This window comes from Allobosea sp. P5_A5 (genome assembly GCF_056400625.1).
The window spans coordinates 1-20,539 of the sequence record NZ_JBFUKY010000011.1 but is presented as its reverse complement, the minus strand read 5'-3'; the positions used below and the strand labels follow the sequence as shown (position 1 = coordinate 20,539).

Genomic DNA, 20,539 nt, shown 5'->3' with positions numbered 1-20,539 from the left:
GGCCGCGATGGGCGGGGCGATTGCCTTGCCGGGAAGCGCTGCTTCCGGGCCAAGAGTCGAGTGGGGCCTCGCGGCGCCGCTCGGGCTCACCTATCTTGTCTTCTTCGGCGCGCCCTTCGCGATCCTGCTCGGCATCAGCTTCTACGCCGATGCCGAACAGACGCGGTTCGGGCTCGACTCCTGGCTGAAGTTCTACAGCGACCCGTTCTATCTCAAGGTCATCGTCGACACGCTGAAGCTCGGCGTCTTCGCCGTTGCCGCGACGACGGTCCTGGCCTATCCGCTCGCGCTCGTGTTCCGGGCCTGCGGACCGCGGCTGCAACGCGTGCTGACCTTCATCATCCTGATGCCCCTGCTGACCTCCGTCGTGATCCGCACCTTCGCGTGGATCGTAATCCTGGCGCGCGAAGGCGTCGCCAACCAGATGCTGATGGGCCTGGGGCTCACGGCGGCGCCGCTCAACCTGCTGCAGACGGAACTCGGCCTCGTCATCGCGCTGACGCAGATCGAGATGCCGCTCATGCTGCTGCCGCTGCTGACGACCATGAGCCGGATGGACCAGAACCTTGTCGATGCCTCCCGTGCGCTGGGCGCCTCGCAGTGGCGCACCTTCTTCAAGGTGGTGCTGCCGCTGACGCTGCCTGGCTGGGTGGCTGGCGCGACCCTCGTCTTCGCCTCGGCGACGACGGCTTTCATCTCCCAGACGGTCATCGGTGGTGCGCGGTTGGTCTACCTGCCGGCGCTGATCTACCAGCAGGCGACCGTGCTCTATAACTGGCCCTTCGCAGCGGTGGCGTCCTTGACGCTGCTGTTCACCGTTCTCGCGGGCATTATGGCGCTCGGCTTGCTCGGCCGCTTCGCCCGGACGGATTGAGGAAAGACCCGTGCAGCGTGCGACCGTCGCGGACATCTCCTATCGCTGGGTCGTCGGCCTGCTGGCCGGCCTCGCCATCGCGATCCTGATCGGGCCGGTGCTGATCGTAATCGCGACGTCGTTCACCACGACCCAGACCCTGCGCTTCCCGCCGCCCGGGCTGTCGCTGCGCTGGTATCAGGAGCTGTTCGACCCCGTGCGTTCGGCGCAGATCCACATGGCGGCGTGGAACAGCGTCTGGGTCGCCGCCGTGGCGACGATCGTCGGCATGGTCATGTCGGTCATGGCGGCGGTTTCGGTCGCGCGGGTGAGCCGACCTTCGGCGCGGCTTCTGGAGGCCAGCTTCCTTTCGCCGCTGGTTCTGCCAGCTCTGTCCTACGGACTCGCGGCGTTGATGTTCTTCTCGGTGCTGGGCATCCGGCCGTCGCTGAACCTGCTGATCGCGGCGCATCTCGTCGTGGTCGCGCCCTTCATCTTCCGCACGACGCTGGCGAGCCTGACGCAGCTCGACGCGACGCTGATCGAGGCCTCGCAGAGCCTCGGCGCAAGCCGGCTCTATGCCTTCCGGCGCATCACGCTGCCGCTGATCGCGCCCGGCATCGCGGCCGGCTGTTTCCTCGCCTTCGTATCGTCGATGGACAACGTCCCGGTGTCGCTCTTCCTGTCCACGGCGCGCACCGGGATGCTGCCGATCCGGCTGTGGGGCATGATGGAATCAACGCTCGACGTGCGCATCGCCGCAGTCGCCGGCGTGCTCATCCTCGCCACCCTGCTTCTCATGCTCGTCATGGACCGGCTGACCGGTCTGACGAAGCGCATGAGCGCCTGAGCGCCTGAGCTGGAGCCTCCGCATGCAGCCGATCTACGATCGCGACCTGATCGGGTATGGAGCCAACCCGCCCGATCCGAAGTGGCCCGAAGGCGCGCGGATCGCGATCAATTTCGTCATGAACTACGAGGAAGGCTCCGAACCGTCCGTGCAGGACGGCGAGGGCTACACCGAACTCGGCCTCACCGAGGCGAACGGCCTGCCGACCGGGGTGAAGGGCCGCGACCTCGCGGGGGAGGGCATGTTCGCCTATGGCAGCCGCGTCGGTTTCTGGCGGCTAATGCGGCTGTTCCAGGAGCGCGGCTTAGCCATGACGGTGTTCGGCTGCGCGCTCGCCCTCGAGCGCAATTCGCAGGCTGCCGCTGCGATCAAAGCCTCCGGCTTCGATGTCTGCAGCCATGGCTGGCGCTGGATCAAGCATTACGACCTGACCGAGGCGAAAGAGCGCGAGCACATCGCCAGGGCGATCGGCTCGCTGGAGACTACGGTCGGCGAACGACCGCTTGGCTGGTACTGCCGCTACGGACCCAGCGTCAACACGCGCAGGCTGGTCGTCGAGGAGGGCGGCTTCCTCTACGATTCCGATGCCTATGATGACGAGCTGCCCTACTGGAAGACGGCCGACGGCAAGCCGCATCTCGTCGTGCCCTATTCGCTCGTCAACAATGACGGCAAGTTCGGCTCGGGCTTCTTCGCGACGTCGAACGACTATTTCGACTGGCACAAGGATGCGTTCGATATGCTCTACGCTGAGGGCGCGACCCAGCCCAAGATGATGTCGGTGGGCCTGCATATGCGCCTGATCGGCCATCCGGCGCGCGCCGCAGGTCTGGCACGCTTCCTCGACTACGTGCAGAGCCATGAGGGCGTCTGGGTCACGCGCCGGCTGGACATCGCCCGGCACTGGCACACGGTCCATCCCTACCGAGGCGACTGAGCGAACAGGGACAGGCAATGCAAACGCAGGAACTCGTCGTCGCCCTCGGTGACACGCGCTACCGGGTGGAGCGGCCTTTCGGCTCCTGGCCGCCCAATAGCGGTTTCGTCACGGATGTCACCGTCGATGGGCGCGGACATGCGTTTGTCATGCTGCGGCACGACCCGCTGACGCAGGCGAACGACCCGCGCGTGATCGAACTGGATCCGAATGGTCGCTATCTCGGCGGCTGGGGTGGGGACCTGATCGCCGATTCCCATATGCTGACCTCCGATGCGCAAGGCCGCTTGCTCTGCGTCGACCGCGACATGCACGAGGTCATCATCTGCTCGCCTTCGGGCGAGCGCCTCGGCGCACTGGGCGCTCGCGGCGAGCCACTCTCGCCGTTCAATCATCCGGCCGATGTCCATGTCTCGGCCTGGGGCGATATCTACGTCGCGGATGGCTATGCGGCGAGCCGCGTTCATCGCTTTTCCGCCTATGGCGTCCACATGCGAAGCTGGGGCAGCCAGGGCAGCGGCGAAGGGCAGTTTGGTTGGCCGCATGCGATCTGGGCCCATGCCGACGGGCGCGTCGTCGTGGTCGATCGGACAAATAACCGGGTTCAGGTGTTCGATGCCGACGGCAGCTATCTGCAGAGCTGGACGCATTTCCACCAGCCCGTCGCGATCTGGGGCGATGCGCAGGGCAACAGCTATGTGACGGACCTGATCCCCAGCCTCCAGAAGATCGGCCCTGCGGGCGAACGGCTAGGCCGCTGCCGGCCGATGCTCAACGGAGCACACGGGCTCTTCGGCATGGGGAACGGTGACATCCTGCTGGCCGAAAGCAATCCCAGCCGGCTGACGCGGCTCGTCCTGCTGTCATGACGCCTGGTGCCGCAAGACCGCGCCGACGACCGGACGATTGGAGGCACTGATGACCACGGATCGCATCGTCTGGGGCGCGACCCTGCTCGAAGGCTTCGATAACGGTGGCGCACCGATTCTGCATGCCGATGCCGGGATCCTGATCCGGGACGGCGTAGTGGCGGCGCTCGGCGCTGTCGACGCGTTACGCGCCCAATCGCCCGACGCGCTGGTCGAGGGCGGGGCAGGGTTCGCGATCACGCCAGGCTTCGTCAACGCGCATCATCATGTCGGACTGACGCCGCTGCAGCTCGGCTCGCCGGACCATCCGCTGGAACTCTGGTTCGCATCACGCCTGGCCCTTCGCGACGTCGATCTCGAACTGGACACGCTGTATTCCGCCTTCGAGATGATCGAGAGCGGGGTCACGACCGTCCAGCATCTGCACAGTCGTGCGCCGGGCGCGCCGGAAGCCGTGCTGGCGGCTGCGGACAAGGTGATCGGCGCCTACCGGCGGATCGGCATGCGGGCCTCCTATTCGATGGCGCTGCGGGACCAGAACCGCCTCGTTTACGAAGCCGACCGGGATTTTGTGGCGCGGGTTCCAGCAGAATTGCGGCCGGCGCTCGTCGCCTATTTCGAACGCTTCACGCTTGCGCTGGCGGATCAGGTCGCGATCTTCGACGAGTTGTTGCGGCGCCATGGGGATGGCGAGCGGATCAGGGTGCAAATCGCTACCGCCAATCTGCATTGGCTTTCGGATGAGGCGCTGGAGACTGCGGCGGGCCTCGCCGAGCGAACGGGCCTGCCGGTGCACATGCATGTCCTGGAGACGCCCTACCAGAAGGCATACGCGTTGAAGCGCACCGGCGGTTCCGCGCTCGCGCATCTCGACCGCTTCGGACTGCTCGGGCCACGCTTCACCATCGGACACGGCGTCTGGATGAGCGAAGCCGACATCGCGCTGGCGGCCGAGCGCGGCGTTTGCGTCTGCCATAACTGCTCGTCCAACTTCCGGCTGAAGAGTGGTATCGCGCCGGTGAACCGCTTTCTCGCCGAGGCGATCCCGGTCGCGCTTGGCATCGACGAGGCGGGTATTAACGACGATCGCGACATGTTGCAGGAGATGCGCATGGCGCTGCGCGCTCATCGCCAACCGGGCATCGACGCGGCCCATCCTTCTGCAGCGCAGGTGCTGCGCATGGCGACGGAGCATGGAGCACGCACCACGCCTTTCGCGGGCGAGATCGGCCGGCTCTCACCGGGGATGGCGGCGGATTGCGTGCTGTTCGAATGGCAGTCGGTCACCTGGCCTTATCAGGACGATGCGCTTGGTTTCGTCGAGGTGCTGGTGCAGCGCGCCAAGGCCCGGTCGGTCCATGCCGTGCTGGTCGCGGGCGAATGGATTTATCGGGAGGGGCGGTTCCTGAAGGTGGACCGGGAGGCTGTGCTGTCCGAAATCGCCGAGCTTTTGTCGCGGCCGAAGACCGCAGCCGAGATCGAGCGCATGCGGCTTGCGGGCGATGTCATGCCGCATGTCCGGCGGTTTTACGATGGTTATCTCGACGGCATGACGATGAGCCGCGCGAGCCGATGAAGGGCTGTCGATAGGCATTGCGTCAGCCGTCGTCTCAGCGCCCGCCGATCAGGTCCTCGCGGCCGGACTGCTGGAGCCAGTGCCGCGCGATCTCGTCACGTCGCGCGAACCAGACGCCGGGTTTCGAGGCCGCATGCGCCAGGAAACGCTCCAGACCGCCGATCCGACCCGGCCGCCCGATGATACGCAGATGCAGGCCGACCGTCATCATGCGCGGCGCGCTCGCGCCCTCGTCGTAGAGGCGGTCGAACGCGTCGATGCAATAGCGCGCGAAATCGTCGCCGAAGACGAAGCCGCCATTGCGGGTGAAGCGCATGTCGTTGGTGTCGAAGGAATAGGGCAGGACGAGATGGTCTCGCCCGCTGACATCGACCAGATAGGGCAAATCATCGTTGTAGGCGTTGGAATCGTAGAAGAAGCCGCCCTGTTCCAGCAGCAGCCTGCGGGTGTTCGGCGAGGTGGCCGAGCGCGTGTGCCAGCCGCACGGCGGGCTGCCGGCGGTGCGAGTGATCGCCTCGACGGTGCGCGCGATAACCAGCCGCTCCTGCTCCTCCGTCATGGTGGCGTGGCGCTCCCAGCGCCAGCCATGCGCCGCCACTTCATGGCCATCAGCGACCGCCTGCTGCGCCAGCCAGGGCGAGATCATCAGCGAGCGGCCGATGGCGTTGACGGTGCCATGCGCGCCATAGGCCTGGAGAAGCTTACGGATGCGCGGCCAGCCTGCACGTGTCCCGTACTCGAAATGCGACTCCATGCAGAGGTCGCGAACGCCGGGGATCTCCTCGACGACCTCGTAGACGGACTCGTTTTTTTCGTCGCCCTGGCCGATGCTGAGTTCGCCGCCCTCCTCGACATTGATGACGAGGTTGACGGCGAGGCGCGCGCCATTCGGCCAGCGGATGCTGGGTACAGCCTCGCCATAGCCGCGAAAATCGCGATCGGTGGTGATGTCGGGCAGCATGGTCAAATCTCCGCCATGTGGCGCAGGCCGACGAGCCGGTCGCCGATCACCAGAACAGCGATGGAGAGCAGGATCAGCAGCGTCGAGATCGCGGCGATGGTGGGGTCGGGGCTTTCCTCGACATATTGCAGCATCTGAATCGGCAAGGTCTTGGTCCAGGCATCCGTGAAGAAGATCGAGATGGGATAATTGTCCATCGAGGCGAGAAAAGCGAACATCCCCGAGGTCAGTAAGGCCGGCGCCAGCGATGGCACCAGCACCTTCATGATGGCCTTCGGATAGGTCAGGCCCAGCGTCCGCGCCGCGTCGATCAGCGCGAAGTCGAACAGCGAAAGCGAGGCGAAGACCGTCCGCACCACATAGGGCAGCGTGATCACGACATGGGCGAGCAGAAGGCTCGGCCACACCTCGCGCAAGCCAGCGGCGCGGAATGCCTCGAGCATGGCGATGCCGATCACGAGACCGGGCAGCATCAGCGGCGAGACCAAGAAGGTGACGACCGCCTCTCGGCCTCGAAAATCGCCGCGCAGCAGGCCGATGGCGCAAAGCGTGCCGAGCACGAGCGCGATCGCGGTCGAAAGCGCGGCCAGTTGCAGCGAGGTGAAGACCGGCGGCCACAGATCGCGCGAGCGGGCCAGCGCCTCGTACCAGCGCAGAGACCAGGACGGCGACGGCAGGGTGAAGACCGCACTCGAACCGAACGAGACGGCCGCCGTGACCAGCAGCGGCGTCATGAGGAAAAGCACCGTCAACGCCGCCACGGCACCGCACAGCCAGCGGGTGATGGTCTCGATCGGCGTCACGATGCGCCTCCCAGGCGTCGAGACAGCCAGGAGCTTGCCACGACGATGGACACGGCCAGCGCCAGCAGCACCACGGCGGTGGTCGAGCCGAGCTGCTCGTTGCGCATGAACAGAAAGGAGCGGCCTGTCAGGGTCGCCAGCGTCTGGAACCGGTCGCCGATGACCAGGCTGGGGATGACGTACATCGACACCGCCATCGAATAGACGAAGGCAATCCCGGTGACGATGCCGGGCAGGGACAGCGGCAGCGCCACCTTGACGAAGCGGTAGATCGGCGTGGCGCCCAGGGTCGCCGCGGCCTCGCCCAGCCGCGGATCGATCAGCTTCAGCACCGAGTAGATCGGCAGGATCATGAAGGGCACGAAGATGTTGGCCGCGCCGATGACCAGCCCGGTTTCGGTGAAGAGCAGGCGCTGCGGCTCGCTCCAGAGCCCCAGGCCCGTCATGATCTGCGAGACGATGCCGTCGCGGCGCAGGACGATCTGCCAGGCGAACGCCTTGACCACAACGCCGACCGAGAGCGGCAGAATGATCGCGATCAGGATCGCCGCCTGCGCCAGGCCACCGGCCCGCGCGAGGACAAGAGCGGTGGGGTAGCCGATCGCGAGGCACAGCAGCGTGACCAGCGCCGCGCTGCGCAGCGTATTGGCCAGCACGGTCCAGCTGAAGGGATCGGCGAAGAAGCCCGCGAAGGCGGCCAGGCCACCAGGGCTGAGAAGGCTGCGCCCGAGCAGGAAGACCAGCGGCAACCCGTAGACGATCCCGAGATAGGTGACTGCGGGCAGGGCCAGTAGCACGATGGGGTCGAGACGGCGGCCGGCGCTCATGCCGCCGGTCCTTCCTGCGGTTCCGGATAGATCATCGTGTCGTCGATCCGCCAGCTCAACGGCAAGGTGGTGCCCGCTTCGACCCCGGCCGGGGCCTCCTGCGCCTCGACCATGATCCGCCCGCCCTCCGGGGCGGCGAAATGGAGCTGGACGCGGGCGCCCTGAAAGACGACGTCAAGCAGGGTCGCATCCAGGCGATTTTCGCCGGTGCCGCCGATGGTGACCCGTTCGGGCCTGACGCCAAGCACCACTCGGCTGCGGGGCACGAAGCCGCCCGGCGCCCGTATCGTTCCGGCCGCGGTTTCGACGGAGACGACGCCTTGGTTGGTCCCGAGGACCGTGCCCGGCAGGCGGCTCGACAGCCCGACGAAATCCAGCGCGAACGGCGTGGCGGGGCGGTGGTATATCACTGAGGGGCTGTCGAGCTGCTCGATTCGACCGCGATGCATCACCGCGATACGGTCCGACATGGTCAGCGCCTCTTCCTGATCATGCGTGACAAAGATCGCGGTGGTGCCGACGTCGCGCAGGATGCGGCGAAGGTCGATCTGCATGGCTTCGCGCAGCTTCCGGTCGAGGGCCGAGAACGGCTCGTCCAGCAGCAGGAGTTTCGGCGCGACGGCGAGCGCGCGTGCGACCGCGACGCGCTGCTGCTGGCCGCCCGAAAGCGCCCTGACCGAGCGGTCGGCGAAGCTCGTCATCTGCACGAGGCCGAGGAAACGCGAGACAATCGGCGCGATCGTATCGGCCGGCGCGCCGCGTGCCTTCAGCCCGAAGGCGACGTTCTCCCCGACGGTGAGATGCGGAAAGAGCGCGTAATTCTGGAAGACGACGCTCACGTCGCGCCGGTGCGGTGGCTTGCGCGTGATCTCCTCGCCGTCCAGCACGACGCTGCCGCCGTCGGGCCGCATCAGTCCCGCGACGATGCGCAGCAAGGTGGTCTTGCCGCAGCCCGAGGGACCGAGAAGCGAGATGAACTCGCTCTTGCCGACCTTGAGGTCGACGCCGTCGAGCACGGTCGCTGGGCCGAACCGCTTGCCGGCGCCGGTGATGTCCAGAAAGACCGATCGCAATGGGCTGCTCCCGATGAGCCAGGCTCTAAACTTTCAGAATCGACCGCAGTGATCGAAGATCGACGGCGGCAGCTCGTTCAGATGGCCATGTCTCGGTCCCAGCGCTTGATCCAGTCGTTGCGCTGTGCAGCGACATTGGCCCAGTCGATCTGGAAGATTTTGACGTCGGCACCGAGCCCTTCGGGTCTTGGGACGGCCTTGTTCGTCGCGAGCGAGAAGGTTGGGCCGGCGAGCTTGCTCTGCATCTCGGCACCGAGCAGCTCGTTGACATAGGCGAAGGCGAGTTCGGCCTGGGGCGCCCCCTTGATCACCGCGATGCCGGACGGCATGGCGAACACGCCTTCCTTCGGCGCGGCGAGATCGATCGGCGCGCCTGCCGCTTTCCGCTCCAGGCAATAGGACGACATGGCGGGACCGATGAGATGGGCCTCGCCTTGCTCGAGCAGGTTATAGGCCTGCGGCTGCTGGGTGTAGATCGTCAGGAGATTGGGCTTGAGGGCCGCGACTTTCGCGAAACCCGCATCGGTGTTCTTCTGAGCCGTGTCAAGTGAGGCGCCGGTCAGGAGGCCGGCGGCGAAGAGAATGGGGAGACCCTCCGTGTTCTGAAGAGAGGGAATGACGACGCGGCCCTTGTATTTGGGGTCGAACAGTTCGGCCCATGATGCCGGGGGCGCCTTCACGGCCGTCTTGTTGTAGGCGATGCCCAGCCAGGGCTGAAGATAATTGGCCCACATAGCGTCCATATGGGTCGAGCCGGGCAGCAGGTCGGCCATATTCGGCGCCTTGGCGGGCGTCAGCGGGTCGAGCAATCCTTCCTTGACCGCCAGGATCATGACGGGGTCGTCCATCTGGACGACCGACATGTACGGCTTGTCCTTGTTCTTCTGCATTTTCTCGAGGTTCACGAGCGATCGCGTGCCCTCGAAAATCACCTTGCAGTTGTACTTCTTCTCGAAGGCCGGGACGACGATCTGCTCGACCCAGGGCTTGTGACCAGCCGCACCGCCGACGACCAGCTCTCTGGTCTGGGCACGGAGGACGGACGGGGCCGCGATCATAGTCGCGCTGCCGGCGATGCCGACAAGGACAGAACGGCGGTTCAGGCGGACGGCAGGGAAAGCATTCATGACGGGTCCCTTCGGAAGAGAGGTGAGCTCTCCTCAGCAACCGACATGCCAACTAGGGTCTCTGGTCACGCACTGACTAAAGTGCCTTAAATATCAATTTATTAGCGTAATCTTTTGAAGAGAATTTCCGCGCTCGACCCTGTTCGCTCTTTCAATTTTTGTGCACAATGCTATCTCTATTGTGCCTCATATGATGCTCGTATGCCGAAAGAATGCGCATGCGCCGGGTTGGCCTTCGCACGGGCAGTCGCGATAATCGTCTCATGCAGGAAGAAGAGATTCACGCGATCTTGGTCGGGGTGCTGCGCGCCGGGCGGCTTCCGGGCGGGACCAAGCTCGGCGAGCATCGTCTGGCCGCGTTTTTCGGGGTGAGCCGGGAGCGCATTCGCAAGGTCCTGCAGCGGCTGGGCGCCGAGCGCCTGCTGGACATGGTCAAGCACCGCGGCGCCTTCACCATCGAGCCCGATCTTCGCGAAAGCCATATGGTCTACGAGGCGCGCCGCATTCTCGAAAGCGGCATGGCCGCTTATCTCGCCGATCATCTGACGCCGCTTCAGGTCGAGAGGCTGCGCCAGCATGTCGAGGCCGAAGCCGAGGCCCTGCGCAGCGGCGATCAGGGGATCTGGCAGAAGCTTTCGGCCGAATTTCACTATCTGCTGGCCGAGATGACGCAGAACCCGCTTGTTCAACGCCAGGCCCAGGAACTCATCAGCCGCACGCTGATGCTGGTGAAACGCTACGAGACGTCGGCCGGCTCCGCCTGCGGCTGCGACGAACACCGGGCCATCTTCCGCGCGCTGGCCGGGCGCGAGCGGGGAAAGGCCGTCAAGGCGATGACGACACATCTTTCGCTCGTGGAAACGCGCTTGAAGCCGACCTTATGCGAGCCGGTCGGGCCTTCGCTCGAGGATGCGCTGCGTGAAGAAATCGCGAGCCATCAAACCGCAGGCGCCGCGATGGCGATCGCCTGAGCAAGGGAACTGCAAGCCCATGAGCTACGATCTGATCATCGCGAACGGCACCATCGCGACGGCCTCCGACACCTTCGCCTGCGATGTCGGCATCCGCGACGGGCGCATCGTCGCGCTGGGACACGACCTCGGGCCTGCTCGCGACACGATCGACGCTGCTGGAAAGCTCGTCTTGCCCGGCGGCATCGACAGCCATGTCCACCTCGCCCAACCGAGCGGCGAAGGCATCATCATGGCCGATGATTTCGAGAGCGGCACGCGCTCGGCCGCCTTTGGCGGCAACACGACCGTCCTGCCCTTCTGCGTCCAGGAGAAGGGCGTGAGCCTACGTGAAACGGTGAAGGCCTATCATGCGCTGGCGGACGGGCGCTGCTACACCGACGTCTCCTTCCACCTGGTCATCTCGGAGCCGACCGAGCAGGTGCTGGGACAGGACCTGCCCGCATTGATCGCGGACGGCTACACCTCGTTCAAGGTCTTCATGACCTATGAGGGCCTAGCGCTCGCCGATTACGAGATGCTGCAGGTCATGAGCGTCGCGCGCGCGACCGGCGCGCTCGTCATGGTCCATGCCGAGAATTACGATGCGATCCGCTTCCTGACGCAGAGGCTGGAGCAGGGCGGCCACATCGCGCCGAAGTTCCACGGCACCTCGCGGCCTATTCCCGTCGAGCGCGAGGCGACCCATCGCGCCATCTCGTTGGCGGAACTCATCGACGTGCCCGTGATGATCGTTCACGTCTCGAACCGCGAGGCGATGGACGAGATCGTGCGGGCTCGCGCACGCGGCCTCAAGGTCTACGGCGAGACCTGCCCACAATATCTGGTGCTGACCGAGAAGGACATGGAGGGCCTCAACATGGAGGGGGCGAAATATGTCTGCTCGCCGCCACCGCGTGACGAGGCCAGCCAAATCGCCTGCTGGGAAGGGCTGCGCAACGGCGTCTTCCAGACCTTCTCGTCCGATCACTGCCCGTTCCGATATGATGACCCCGCCGGCAAGCTGGCGCCGAAAGGGCGGACATCCTTTCGCTGGGTGCCCAACGGCATCCCCGGCATCGAGACACGGTTGCCGATCCTCTTCTCGGAGGGAGTCGGCAAGGGACGCATCAGCCTGAACGAGTTCGTGGCTCTCTCGGCGACCAACCACGCGAAGATGTACGGGCTGACGAACAAGGGCTCCATCGCCATCGGCATGGATGCCGACATTGCCATATGGGACGCCGACCGCGAGGTGACGATCAGCCAAGCCCTGCTTCATCACGGCAGCGACTATACGCCTTACGAAGGGATCATGGTCAGGGGCTGGCCCATGACGACCATCGTCCGGGGACGTGTGGTGGTGCGGGATGGCGAGATGGAGGCGCAGCCCGGCATCGGAGGTTATGTCCGGCGCGCGCGCTCCACCTATGCCCACAGCGTCGCAAAGGATGCAGCCTGATGCGCAAAGGGCAGAACATGAATATCCTGGTTCTCAATCCCAATACCAGCGAGGAGATGACGGCGCTGGTGCTGCGCGTGCTGGAGCCCCTGACGCCGGCCGGGATCTCCCTCAAGCCTGCGACGGGTCGCTTCGGGGCGCGCTATATCTCGAGCCGCAGCGCGGGCGCCATTGCTGGACATGCGGCGCTCGATGCCTACGCGCGGGAGGGCGCCGACTGCGACGCGGTCTATCTCGCCTGCTTCGGTGATCCCGGACTGCTGGCGCTCAAGGAACTCGCGACCGTTCCCGTCATCGGCATGGCCGAGGCCGCCTGCCAACGCGCCGCTGCGCTCGGCGACCGGTTCTCGATCGTGACCGGCGGCGAGCGTTGGGGGCCGATTCTGACGGAGTTCGTCGCCTCCATCGGACTGTCCGATAAGCTCGCCGCCATCGTCACGGTCGCTCCGACGGGGGGCGATATCGCGGCCGATCCGGAGGGTTCGCTTGCGCTGCTCGCGGCGGCCTGCCGCGAAACGGTCTCGCGGGACGGGGCCGGTGCCGTCATCCTGGGCGGGGCGGGGCTCGCCGGCCTGGCCGCACGCATTCAGCCGATGGTGAGCGTTCCTGTGCTCTGCTCGGTCGAAACAGGCTTTGCCGCGGCCATCGAGGCCGCCCGGGCAGCGACGGCCAAGCCGCTGCATGGCGATCTCGCCCTGCCTCCGCCGGTGCCGAGCCTGGGGCTCTCAGAAGCGCTGCAAAAGCTGATATCGGGCTCATAGCGCTGAGCGAAGCTGCTCAGCAGTGTCTCGCCGCACGAAGCGGCGAACCGGACAGCGGCGGCGCGGCCTTGCCTATCGAGCCCCAACAGCAAAAACAATCTTGATTGTTTGAAAGTTCCGGGCGACGTTTCGTGTGATGGAGCGCGAGCAGAACCCGGCGAAGCGGCGATCGCAGCAGGAGCGGAGCGCGGAGATGTCGGCGCGGCTGATGGGCTCGGCGATCGACCTGCTGCACCAGCAGGGCCTGGCCCGCACCACCACCTCCGACATCGCCCGCCACGCCGGTGTTTCGCGCGGCGCCCTGACGCATCATTTCGCCGGTCGGGAGGCGATCATCAGTGCCTCCGTCGCGGATCTGTTGAGCAAGACCGCCCGCGATCTGCATCGCTTTGCCGAGGAATTCATGCAGCGAGGCGGCTCGAGCGATGAGATCGTCGACTACATCTGGCAGATGATGGACGATCGGCTCTTCTATGTGACGATGGAATTTCTGCCGGAGGCGCGCCACAACGACGCTTTCCGCGCGCAGCTTATTGCGACAGTGCGAGAGTTCCATGCCGGATTGGATGCGATCTGGACCGCGCTCGCGGTGCGGGCCGGGGCTGACCCGGACCATACCCGCACGGTGATGAACGCGACGATGTGCCTTGTGCGCGGCATGATCAGCCAGACGATCCTGCGCCCGGGCGATCCGGCCTATTACGAAGGCATGCTCCGGTTCTGGAAAGCCCAGGTCAGCCAGCAATTTCCGATGGAACCGGTCGGCTCCGCCAGCCAGCTCGAAGACGCTCCGACATCCTCGCCTATCGCCTGAAGGAACAGCCCGTGGCCGCCACGCTCTTCACCAATGCCCGCATCGTCGATGGGACCGCGCCCGAGCCGGCCGAGCCGGTCAGCGTCCTCGTCGAGGGCGGGACGATCCGCGAGGTCGGCAAGACGCTCACGTCCGCCAAGGCGAAGACCATCGATCTCAAGGGCCGGACGTTGATGCCGGGCCTGATCGATGCCCATGTCCATGTCATCGCGGGGGTCGCGGATCTTGGCGCCAATGCGCGCCTGCCGGATTCTCTGGTGACCGCGCGCTCCTTCGTCATCATGCGCGAGATGCTGCTGCGCGGCTTCACAACGGTGCGCGATGTCGGCGGCGCCGATTTCGGGCTGAAGCAGGCGACGGAGGAGGGGCATTTCCCGACGCCGCGCCTCGTCATCGCAGGCAAGGCGTTGAGCCAGACCGGCGGCCATGCCGATTTCCGCGGCCGATACGACGACCGGCCGAGCGTGATCGAGCGCCATCGCCTCGGCGCGCTTGGCCGCATCTGCGACGGCGTTCCAGATGTTCGGCGCGCGGCGCGCGAGGAGCTGAAGGGCGGCGCCGACTTCATCAAGATCATGGCCAATGGCGGCTGCGCGTCCCCCACCGATCCGATCCATTTCCTCGGCTATTCCGTCAGCGAGCTGGAAGCCATCGTCGAGGAGGCGCGCATGGCCGGGACCTATGTCTCGGCGCATGTCTACACCGATGACGCGATCCGCCGCTGCGTCGAGGCCGGCGTGCACTCGCTGGAGCACTGCAATCTGATCCAGGCCGAAACGGCCACGCTCGCCGCCAGCAAAGGCGCGGTCGCGGTGCCGACGCTGGTGACCTACGACAAGCTGGTCTCCGACGGGCCGAAGCTCGGCTTTCCGCCGGATTCGGTCGCCAAAGTCGATATCGTGCGCTCGGCCGGCATGGAATCGCTGCGGATCATGCAGAAGGCCGGCCTTGCCATGGCTTATGGCAGCGACCTGCTCGGCGAGATGCATCGCTACCAGTCCGAGGAGTTCGTCATTCGCGGGCGCGCGCTCCCCGCGCAGGAGGTGATCGCGTCGGCGACCTTCATCGCGGCGCGGCTGCTGAAGCTCGAAGGCAAGATCGGTGTGGTTGCGCCGGGGGCTCATGCCGACCTCGTCGTCGTCGACGGCGATCCGCTGAAGGACCTTTCGCTGTTGACCCGGCAGGGCCGCCACATGCCGCTGATCATGAAGGGCGGCGAGTTCATCAAGCGGACGAGCTTGAGCTGAGGAATTCGCGGTTGGCTTCGCGCAAGCGGCCGGCCGTCGACAAGCGCCTGAGGGCGTGCCTAATATTTCAGGTTCGGAGGCGGATGTGACAGCGCTGCATTTCAAGAATTTCGCCCTGCTCGAACCCGAATTCGGGGAGCTGCGCGGTGGCTACGAGCTCGTCGTCGAGGGGGACAAGATCCGCGAGCTATCGGAAAAGCCGCTCAAGGCGGCGAACGCCGATGTGATCGATTGCGGCGGGCGCACGCTGATGCCGGGGCTGATCGACAGCCACGTCCATGTCTTCCTCTCGGAGGTCTATATCCGGACCCTCGAAAGCATGCCGCTCACGCTGATGACGGCGCGCGCCGTCCGGCTGATGAAGGGCATGCTAGACCGTGGCTTCACCAGTGTGAGAGACACCGGCGGCGCCGATTGGGGCATCAAGGAAGCGGTTGAGAAGGGGGACGTCGCCGGCCCGCGGCTCTTCATCGCGGGCGCGGCCATCGGCCCGACCGGCGGACACAGCGACCCGCGCCGGCGCACCGACTTTGGAGCGCGCTGCCATTGCTGCAACGCCATGGCCTACACGATGAACGTGTCCGACGGTGTCTCGTCGGTGCGCAAATCGGCGCGCGAGCAGATGCGGCTCGGTGCGGACCACATCAAGATCATGATGTCGGGCGGTGTCGCCTCGCCCTACGACCCGCTCGACTCGATGCAGTTCAGCGTCGACGAGGTCAAGGCGGCGGTGGAGGAGGCCAAGGCCTTCGGGCGCTATGTCTGCGCCCACGCCTATACGCCGGAGGCGATCACGCGTGCGGCGGAATGCGGCGTGCGCGCGATCGAGCACGGCAACCTGATCGACGACGCCTCGGCCAAGCTAATGGCGCAGAACAACATGTTCCTCACCGCCAATCTCGTTGCCTATTACGCCATGAAGGAGCGCGCCGCCGAGTTCGGCATGACCGGCGACATGCTGGCCAAGAACGACCTCGTGATCGATGGCGGGCTGCGCTCGCTAGAAATCTGCAAGCGGGCTGGCGTGCCTGTCGCCTTCGGGTCCGACCTTCTCGGGCAATTGCAGGTCGAGCAGTCGCGCGAGTTCCTGCTGCGACGCGAAGTCCTGTCGCCGATCGAGGTTATCCGCTCGGCGACGACGGTCGGTGCCCAAATCCTGCGCATGGAAGGCAAGCTCGGCACGTTGAAGACGGGAGCCTATGCCGACATGATCCTGATCGACGGCGATCCGCTCAAGGATTTCGGGCTGTTTCAGGAGCAGGGCAAGCATATGGCCGCGATCATCAAGGGCGGCGCCTTCTACAAGAACACGATGCATTGACGGCATCACCTGCCTCTCGCTTGCTCAGTCGGGCATAAGAAACCGGCTTGACTGTTTGTAACTTGGTGCCAAGCTTCGCGGGTGAATGAGGTGGCGGTGTCTTCAGTGGCAACAGTGAATCGGCCAAACGAACGCGCACGGCGCGACAAGGCTGCCTGGTGACGGGCGCGGGCTCCCTGAGATTTGGCCGCTATGCCCTCAACGGGGCAGCGGGGCTGGCGCTTGGCTTCATCCTGCTGCCGCTGATCTTCGTGACCTGGCTTGCCTTCTTCCGGCAGGAGATCCCGTCTTTTCCGCCGGAAGGTTACTCGCTGCAATGGTTCAAGGCTGCGGCCGAGAACAAGCCTTTCATCAACGGTTTCATCCTCAGCCTTGAAGTCGCGGTGGCCTCCACGCTGATCGGCTTGCTGCTCGGCGTGCCCGCCAGTCTCGCCTTGATGCGGCATCGCATTCCGCTGGGGCCGGGCATCTCGACCCTGCTGCTGCTCCCGCTCGTGATGCCCGGCATCGTGCTCGGCACGGCGACCTATGTCTTCCAGATCGAGGTGGAGCTCGCCACCGAGATCCCGGTGATGGGGTCGCTCGGGGGGCTGATCGCGGCGCATACGCTGGTCGTGATCCCCTGGGTGGTTCGGCTGGTGACCGCGAGCTTGGCAGGCTTCGACCGGTCGATCGAAGAGGCGGCGCAGAACCTTGGCGCTGGTCCGTTCACGACCTTCTGGCGCGTGACGCTGCCGAGCATCCGGTCCGGTCTCGTCGCGGCCTCGCTGTTCGGGTTCGTCACCTCCTTCGGCAATCTGGAGATGAGCCTGTTTCTGGTCGGGCCAGGCCGCACGACGCTGCCGATCGCGATCCTGCAATATCTCGAATGGAAGATCGATCCGACGGTGGCGGCGGCTTCGCTGATCCAGATCGTCCTGATCGGCGCGGCGATGCTCGTGACCGATCGCTATGTCAAACTGAGCCGGGTGGTGTGACGGATGGCAGGTCTCTTGTAATGGCGCGCCTTTCGATCTCTCATCTGACGAAGCGCTATGGCGACCTGACGGTCGTCGACGATGTCGATATCGCGGCGGCGGATGGCGAATTTCTGGTCCTGCTCGGACCCTCCGGCTGCGGCAAGACGACGACGCTGCGGATGGTCGCGGGCTTCATTCCGCCGAGCGGTGGCCGGATCACGATCGGCGAGCGCGACGTCACCAACCTTCCCCCGTGGAAGCGCCATTGCGGCCTCGTCTTTCAAAGCTACGCGCTGTTTCCGCACATGACGGTGGCCCAGAACGTCGCCTTCGGGTTGGAGATGCACGAGGTGCCCGCAGTGGAGCGTGGGCCGCGTGTCGCCGAGGCCTTGCGGCTGGTCCAGCTTGGAGGGTTCGACGAGCGCTATCCGCGCCAGCTCTCCGGCGGCCAGCAGCAGCGCGTCGCGTTGGCCCGGGCGCTGGCGATGGAGCCGCAGGTACTGCTGCTCGACGAGCCGCTCTCCAACCTCGACGCCAAGCTGCGGCTGGAGGTGCGGGTCGAAATCCGCGAATTGCAGCGCAAGCTTGGGCTCACCACGATCATGGTGACGCATGATCAGGAAGAGGCCCTGACCATGGCCGATCGCCTCGTCGTGATGGACGATGGCAAGGTGCGCCAGATCGGCACGCAGCGGGAGCTTTACGAGAAGCCGGCTGACCGGTTCGTCGCAGGGTTTATCGGACGCAGCGCCTTCCTCGAGGGCGAGGTCACGGCCCCGGGCCGGTTCCGTACCACGGGCGGACGGGACGTCGCCTGTTCGGCCGCCGCCGCGAGCGGGAAGGCGACACTCGCCCTAAGGCCGGAGCGGATTGCGATCGGCTCTGATGCGGATGGCCTGCCGAACCGCTTCGCGACGCAGGTGATGCACGCATCCTATCTCGGCCCGCAACTGGACGTTCAGGTCGCGCTCGACGGGCAGGACCGCATGCTGCTTCAGATCCCGAACCGGCCGGGCCTCGCCGAGCCCAAACCGGGCGAGACGATCACGATCGGCTGGGCCGAGGACGCCGGCCTCGTTTATCCGCATGGGGCATGAGCCTCGCGTGGCATCATAAAGAGAGGGGATAACACCATGACGGCATTCGACAGACGGACTGTTCTCAAGGGAGCAGCCGCACTGGCCCTGACCGGGGCGCCAGGTCTCCCCGCGCTGGCGCAATCCGGCGGCCGCGTGGTCGTCGGCACCTGGGGCGGCGATTACGCCCGGCTGCTGACCAAGAACATCGAGGACCCGATCCTCAAGGCCAAGGGCATCGAGGTCGTTCAGGACCAGGCGAGCGATGCGCCGCGCCGGGCCAAGATGGTCGCCGAAAAGCGCCTGCCGCGCGGCACGGTCGATATCCAAGGTTTTTCCGCCGCCAATATGTTCGAGATGAGCGAAGCGGGCGTCACCGAGACGATCGACTACGCCAAGCTGCCGAACGCCAAGAACCTGCTGCCGACGATGAAGTACCCTTACGGCGTCGGCCAGATCTATTCCGGCAACGTCGTCATCTACAATCCCAAGCTGATCTCGCCCGCGCCGACCGGCTTCAAGGATTGGCTCGACCCGAAATGGGGGTCGAAGATCGGCTTCATCGACATCCAGTACCAGTCGGTCTTCATCGCGGCCTCGATGGTCGCGACCGACGGCAAGGACATGAACGACCTCGACAAAGCCAAGGAAATCCTGCTCGCGGTGAAGAAGGCCGGCGGGCGCGTCTATCCGACGAACGAGGCTTTCGCCCAGGCGATGAAGAACGAGGAAGTCGGGATCAGCGCCATCTGGAAGGCGCGCGTGGTGCAGTGGCAGAATGCCGGCATCCCCTGCGAGGCGGTTTCGCCCGTCGAAGGCATTCCGGTCTACGTCTCCGGCTTCGTGATCGCCAAGAACGCCCCCAACAAAGACAACGCCTACGCCTATATGGACGCGATGCTGGCCAAGCCTCCGCAGGAGGCCTTCGCTGTCGACATGGGCTATAACGGCACCGTCTCCGGCCTCGCGGTCGATCCGGCGCTGCAGAAGCGCATCGGCTTCACGGCCGAGGAGGAAAAGCGCCTGAAGGACCTCGACTACGCCTTCCTCGCCAAGAACGATTCGGCGATGAAGGAATGGTGGGACAAGGTCTTCAAAGCGTGATGCCCCCCTTGTCATTCCGGGGCGCTCCGCAGGAGCGAACCCGGAACCCACGACTGGGTAAGACTTGCATTTGCGACAGCCGCGATCGTTTGCCTAGTCGTGGGTTCCGGGTTCACGCCTTCGGCATTAGGGTCTGGACTCATAACCAGTAGCTGACGGTCGCTGCGATGCAGACTGCTGCGAGGAAGTTGACGGCGTTTCGATCGTATCGCGTGGCGACGCGGCGGAAATCCTTGAGGCGGCAGAACATCCGTTCGATGGCGTTGCGGTCGCGGTAGAGGACCGGGGAGAAGCAGTTCTTCCAGCGCCGGTTGGCCTTGGGCGGGATGTTGGGCATGGTGCCGTTCTCCTCGACCTGCCGGCGGATGGCGTTGCTGTCGTAGCCCTTGTCGCCATGGAGGATGCGGGCGGCCGGCAGCCGCTGCAGCAGGATCGATCCGGCCGTGCAATCGGCGACGTGTCCGCCGGTGAGTAGGAAGGCGATGGGCCGGCAATCGCGATCGGTCAGCGCGTGGATCTTGGTCGTGCGCCCGCCGCGCGAGCGGCCGATGGCCTGGTTACGCTCCCCCCTTTTCCCCCCGAGGCCGAGCGGTGCGCCTTCACGGCCGACGAGTCGATCAAGACCTGCGCTGGGGGGCCGCCTGCACTGGCCAGCGCATGGAAGATATCGATCCACACACCTTTACCGGCCCACCTCACGAAACGATTGTAGAGCGTCTTGCGCGGCCCGTAATCGGGCGGCGCATCGATCCAGCGCCCGCCTGACTTGAGGACATGGACGATCCCGCTGATCACCCGGCGGTCATCAACACGCGGTTTGCCACGCGTGTCCGTCGGCAAATGCGGTGCGATCCGCGCGAATTGCGCATCCGTGAGCCAGAAACGATCCCGATTCATCCGGGCCTCCTCCGGGAAGCCGTGAATCATACAGAGCCAGCGGTGCCAACCTCTTTATGGGTCCGAGCCCTA

Annotated in this window: 20 protein-coding genes; 14 read left to right on the top strand and 6 right to left on the bottom strand. The window is 65.4% G+C overall.

All coding sequences use genetic code 11. From position 1 onward, the window contains the following. The first annotated feature begins 7 nt into the window (after positions 1-7). Genes AC1DR6_RS18985 through AC1DR6_RS18965 form a run of 5 tightly spaced genes read left to right on the top strand, consistent with a single transcriptional unit; the run spans position 8 to position 5,085 of the window. Positions 8-874 (top strand): ABC transporter permease, encoded by an 867-nt coding sequence (locus AC1DR6_RS18985; RefSeq protein ID WP_476830829.1) that lies wholly within the window; start codon positions 8-10, stop codon positions 872-874. Positions 875-884: 10 nt separating this feature from the next. Beyond that, entirely contained in the window at positions 885-1,703 is an 819-nt protein-coding gene (locus AC1DR6_RS18980; RefSeq protein WP_476830828.1) for an ABC transporter permease, read from the top strand. Between the two features lie 22 nt (positions 1,704-1,725). Further along, positions 1,726-2,640 carry a polysaccharide deacetylase family protein gene (locus AC1DR6_RS18975; protein ID WP_476830827.1) on the top strand — a complete coding sequence of 305 codons (915 nt, stop codon included), beginning with the start codon at positions 1,726-1,728 and terminating at the stop codon, positions 2,638-2,640. A gap of 17 nt (positions 2,641-2,657) precedes the next feature. Further along, positions 2,658-3,509: an NHL repeat-containing protein gene (locus AC1DR6_RS18970; RefSeq protein ID WP_476830826.1), complete on the top strand. Its 852-nt coding sequence runs from the start codon at positions 2,658-2,660 to the stop codon at positions 3,507-3,509. A 49-nt stretch (positions 3,510-3,558) separates the two neighbouring features. After that, positions 3,559-5,085 carry an amidohydrolase family protein gene (locus AC1DR6_RS18965; protein WP_476830825.1) on the top strand — a complete coding sequence of 509 codons (1,527 nt, stop codon included), beginning with the start codon at positions 3,559-3,561 and terminating at the stop codon, positions 5,083-5,085. 34 nt (positions 5,086-5,119) lie between these two features. Here the strand turns inward: AC1DR6_RS18965 and AC1DR6_RS18960 are convergent, their stop codons facing one another. From AC1DR6_RS18960 to AC1DR6_RS18940, 5 genes are all read right to left on the bottom strand, one after another. Beyond that, a complete protein-coding gene (locus AC1DR6_RS18960) occupies positions 5,120-6,046 on the bottom strand; it encodes an allantoinase PuuE (RefSeq protein ID WP_476830824.1) in 927 nt (308 codons plus the stop codon). Between the two features lie 2 nt (positions 6,047-6,048). Further along, positions 6,049-6,849, bottom strand: coding sequence for an ABC transporter permease (locus tag AC1DR6_RS18955; protein WP_476830823.1), 801 nt, complete (start codon positions 6,847-6,849; stop codon positions 6,049-6,051). Then, positions 6,846-7,676, bottom strand: a complete 831-nt coding sequence (locus AC1DR6_RS18950) for an ABC transporter permease (RefSeq protein ID WP_476830822.1) — start codon at positions 7,674-7,676, stop codon at positions 6,846-6,848. The genes AC1DR6_RS18955 and AC1DR6_RS18950 overlap by 4 nt, the downstream gene beginning before the upstream one ends. Beyond that, positions 7,673-8,749, bottom strand: coding sequence for an ABC transporter ATP-binding protein (locus AC1DR6_RS18945; protein WP_476830821.1), 1,077 nt, complete (start codon positions 8,747-8,749; stop codon positions 7,673-7,675). The genes AC1DR6_RS18950 and AC1DR6_RS18945 overlap by 4 nt, the downstream gene beginning before the upstream one ends. Before the next feature lie 77 nt (positions 8,750-8,826). After that, positions 8,827-9,876, bottom strand: a complete 1,050-nt coding sequence (locus tag AC1DR6_RS18940; RefSeq protein ID WP_476830820.1) for an ABC transporter substrate-binding protein — start codon at positions 9,874-9,876, stop codon at positions 8,827-8,829. A 263-nt stretch (positions 9,877-10,139) separates the two neighbouring features. On the opposite strand from AC1DR6_RS18940, the gene AC1DR6_RS18935 reads away from it, so the two are divergent. From AC1DR6_RS18935 to AC1DR6_RS18895, 9 genes are all read left to right on the top strand, one after another. Beyond that, a complete protein-coding gene (locus AC1DR6_RS18935) occupies positions 10,140-10,847 on the top strand; it encodes a GntR family transcriptional regulator (protein ID WP_476830819.1) in 708 nt (235 codons plus the stop codon). A 19-nt stretch (positions 10,848-10,866) separates the two neighbouring features. Further along, the gene (gene hydA / locus AC1DR6_RS18930; RefSeq protein WP_476830818.1) at positions 10,867-12,288 is read left to right on the top strand and encodes a dihydropyrimidinase; all 1,422 of its coding nucleotides are present in this window, start codon (positions 10,867-10,869) and stop codon (positions 12,286-12,288) included. 17 nt (positions 12,289-12,305) lie between these two features. Continuing rightward, complete coding sequence (locus tag AC1DR6_RS18925; protein WP_476830925.1) at positions 12,306-13,049, top strand: aspartate/glutamate racemase family protein; 744 nt, start codon at positions 12,306-12,308, stop codon at positions 13,047-13,049. Between the two features lie 193 nt (positions 13,050-13,242). After that, a complete protein-coding gene (locus tag AC1DR6_RS18920) occupies positions 13,243-13,863 on the top strand; it encodes a TetR/AcrR family transcriptional regulator (RefSeq protein WP_476830817.1) in 621 nt (206 codons plus the stop codon). An 11-nt stretch (positions 13,864-13,874) separates the two neighbouring features. Continuing rightward, a complete protein-coding gene (locus AC1DR6_RS18915; protein ID WP_476830816.1) occupies positions 13,875-15,110 on the top strand; it encodes a metal-dependent hydrolase family protein in 1,236 nt (411 codons plus the stop codon). Between the two features lie 85 nt (positions 15,111-15,195). Further along, on the top strand, positions 15,196-16,431 hold the full coding sequence (locus AC1DR6_RS18910) for a metal-dependent hydrolase family protein (protein WP_476830815.1): 1,236 nt from the start codon (positions 15,196-15,198) through the stop codon (positions 16,429-16,431). Positions 16,432-16,589: 158 nt separating this feature from the next. Continuing rightward, entirely contained in the window at positions 16,590-17,408 is an 819-nt protein-coding gene (locus AC1DR6_RS18905; RefSeq protein ID WP_476830814.1) for an ABC transporter permease, read from the top strand. A gap of 20 nt (positions 17,409-17,428) precedes the next feature. Next, positions 17,429-18,487 (top strand): ABC transporter ATP-binding protein, encoded by a 1,059-nt coding sequence (locus AC1DR6_RS18900; protein ID WP_476830813.1) that lies wholly within the window; start codon positions 17,429-17,431, stop codon positions 18,485-18,487. Positions 18,488-18,523: 36 nt separating this feature from the next. Further along, the gene (locus tag AC1DR6_RS18895; protein WP_476830812.1) at positions 18,524-19,570 is read left to right on the top strand and encodes an ABC transporter substrate-binding protein; all 1,047 of its coding nucleotides are present in this window, start codon (positions 18,524-18,526) and stop codon (positions 19,568-19,570) included. A gap of 139 nt (positions 19,571-19,709) precedes the next feature. Here AC1DR6_RS18895 and AC1DR6_RS18890 read toward each other — a convergent pair. After that, positions 19,710-20,467, bottom strand: a protein-coding gene (locus AC1DR6_RS18890) for an IS5 family transposase (RefSeq protein WP_476830811.1) whose coding sequence is annotated in 2 segments (ribosomal slippage) — positions 19,710-20,134 and positions 20,134-20,467 — 759 coding nt in all. Because the reading frame shifts where the segments join, the coding sequence is not laid out codon by codon here. Positions 20,468-20,539: the final 72 nt, after the last annotated feature.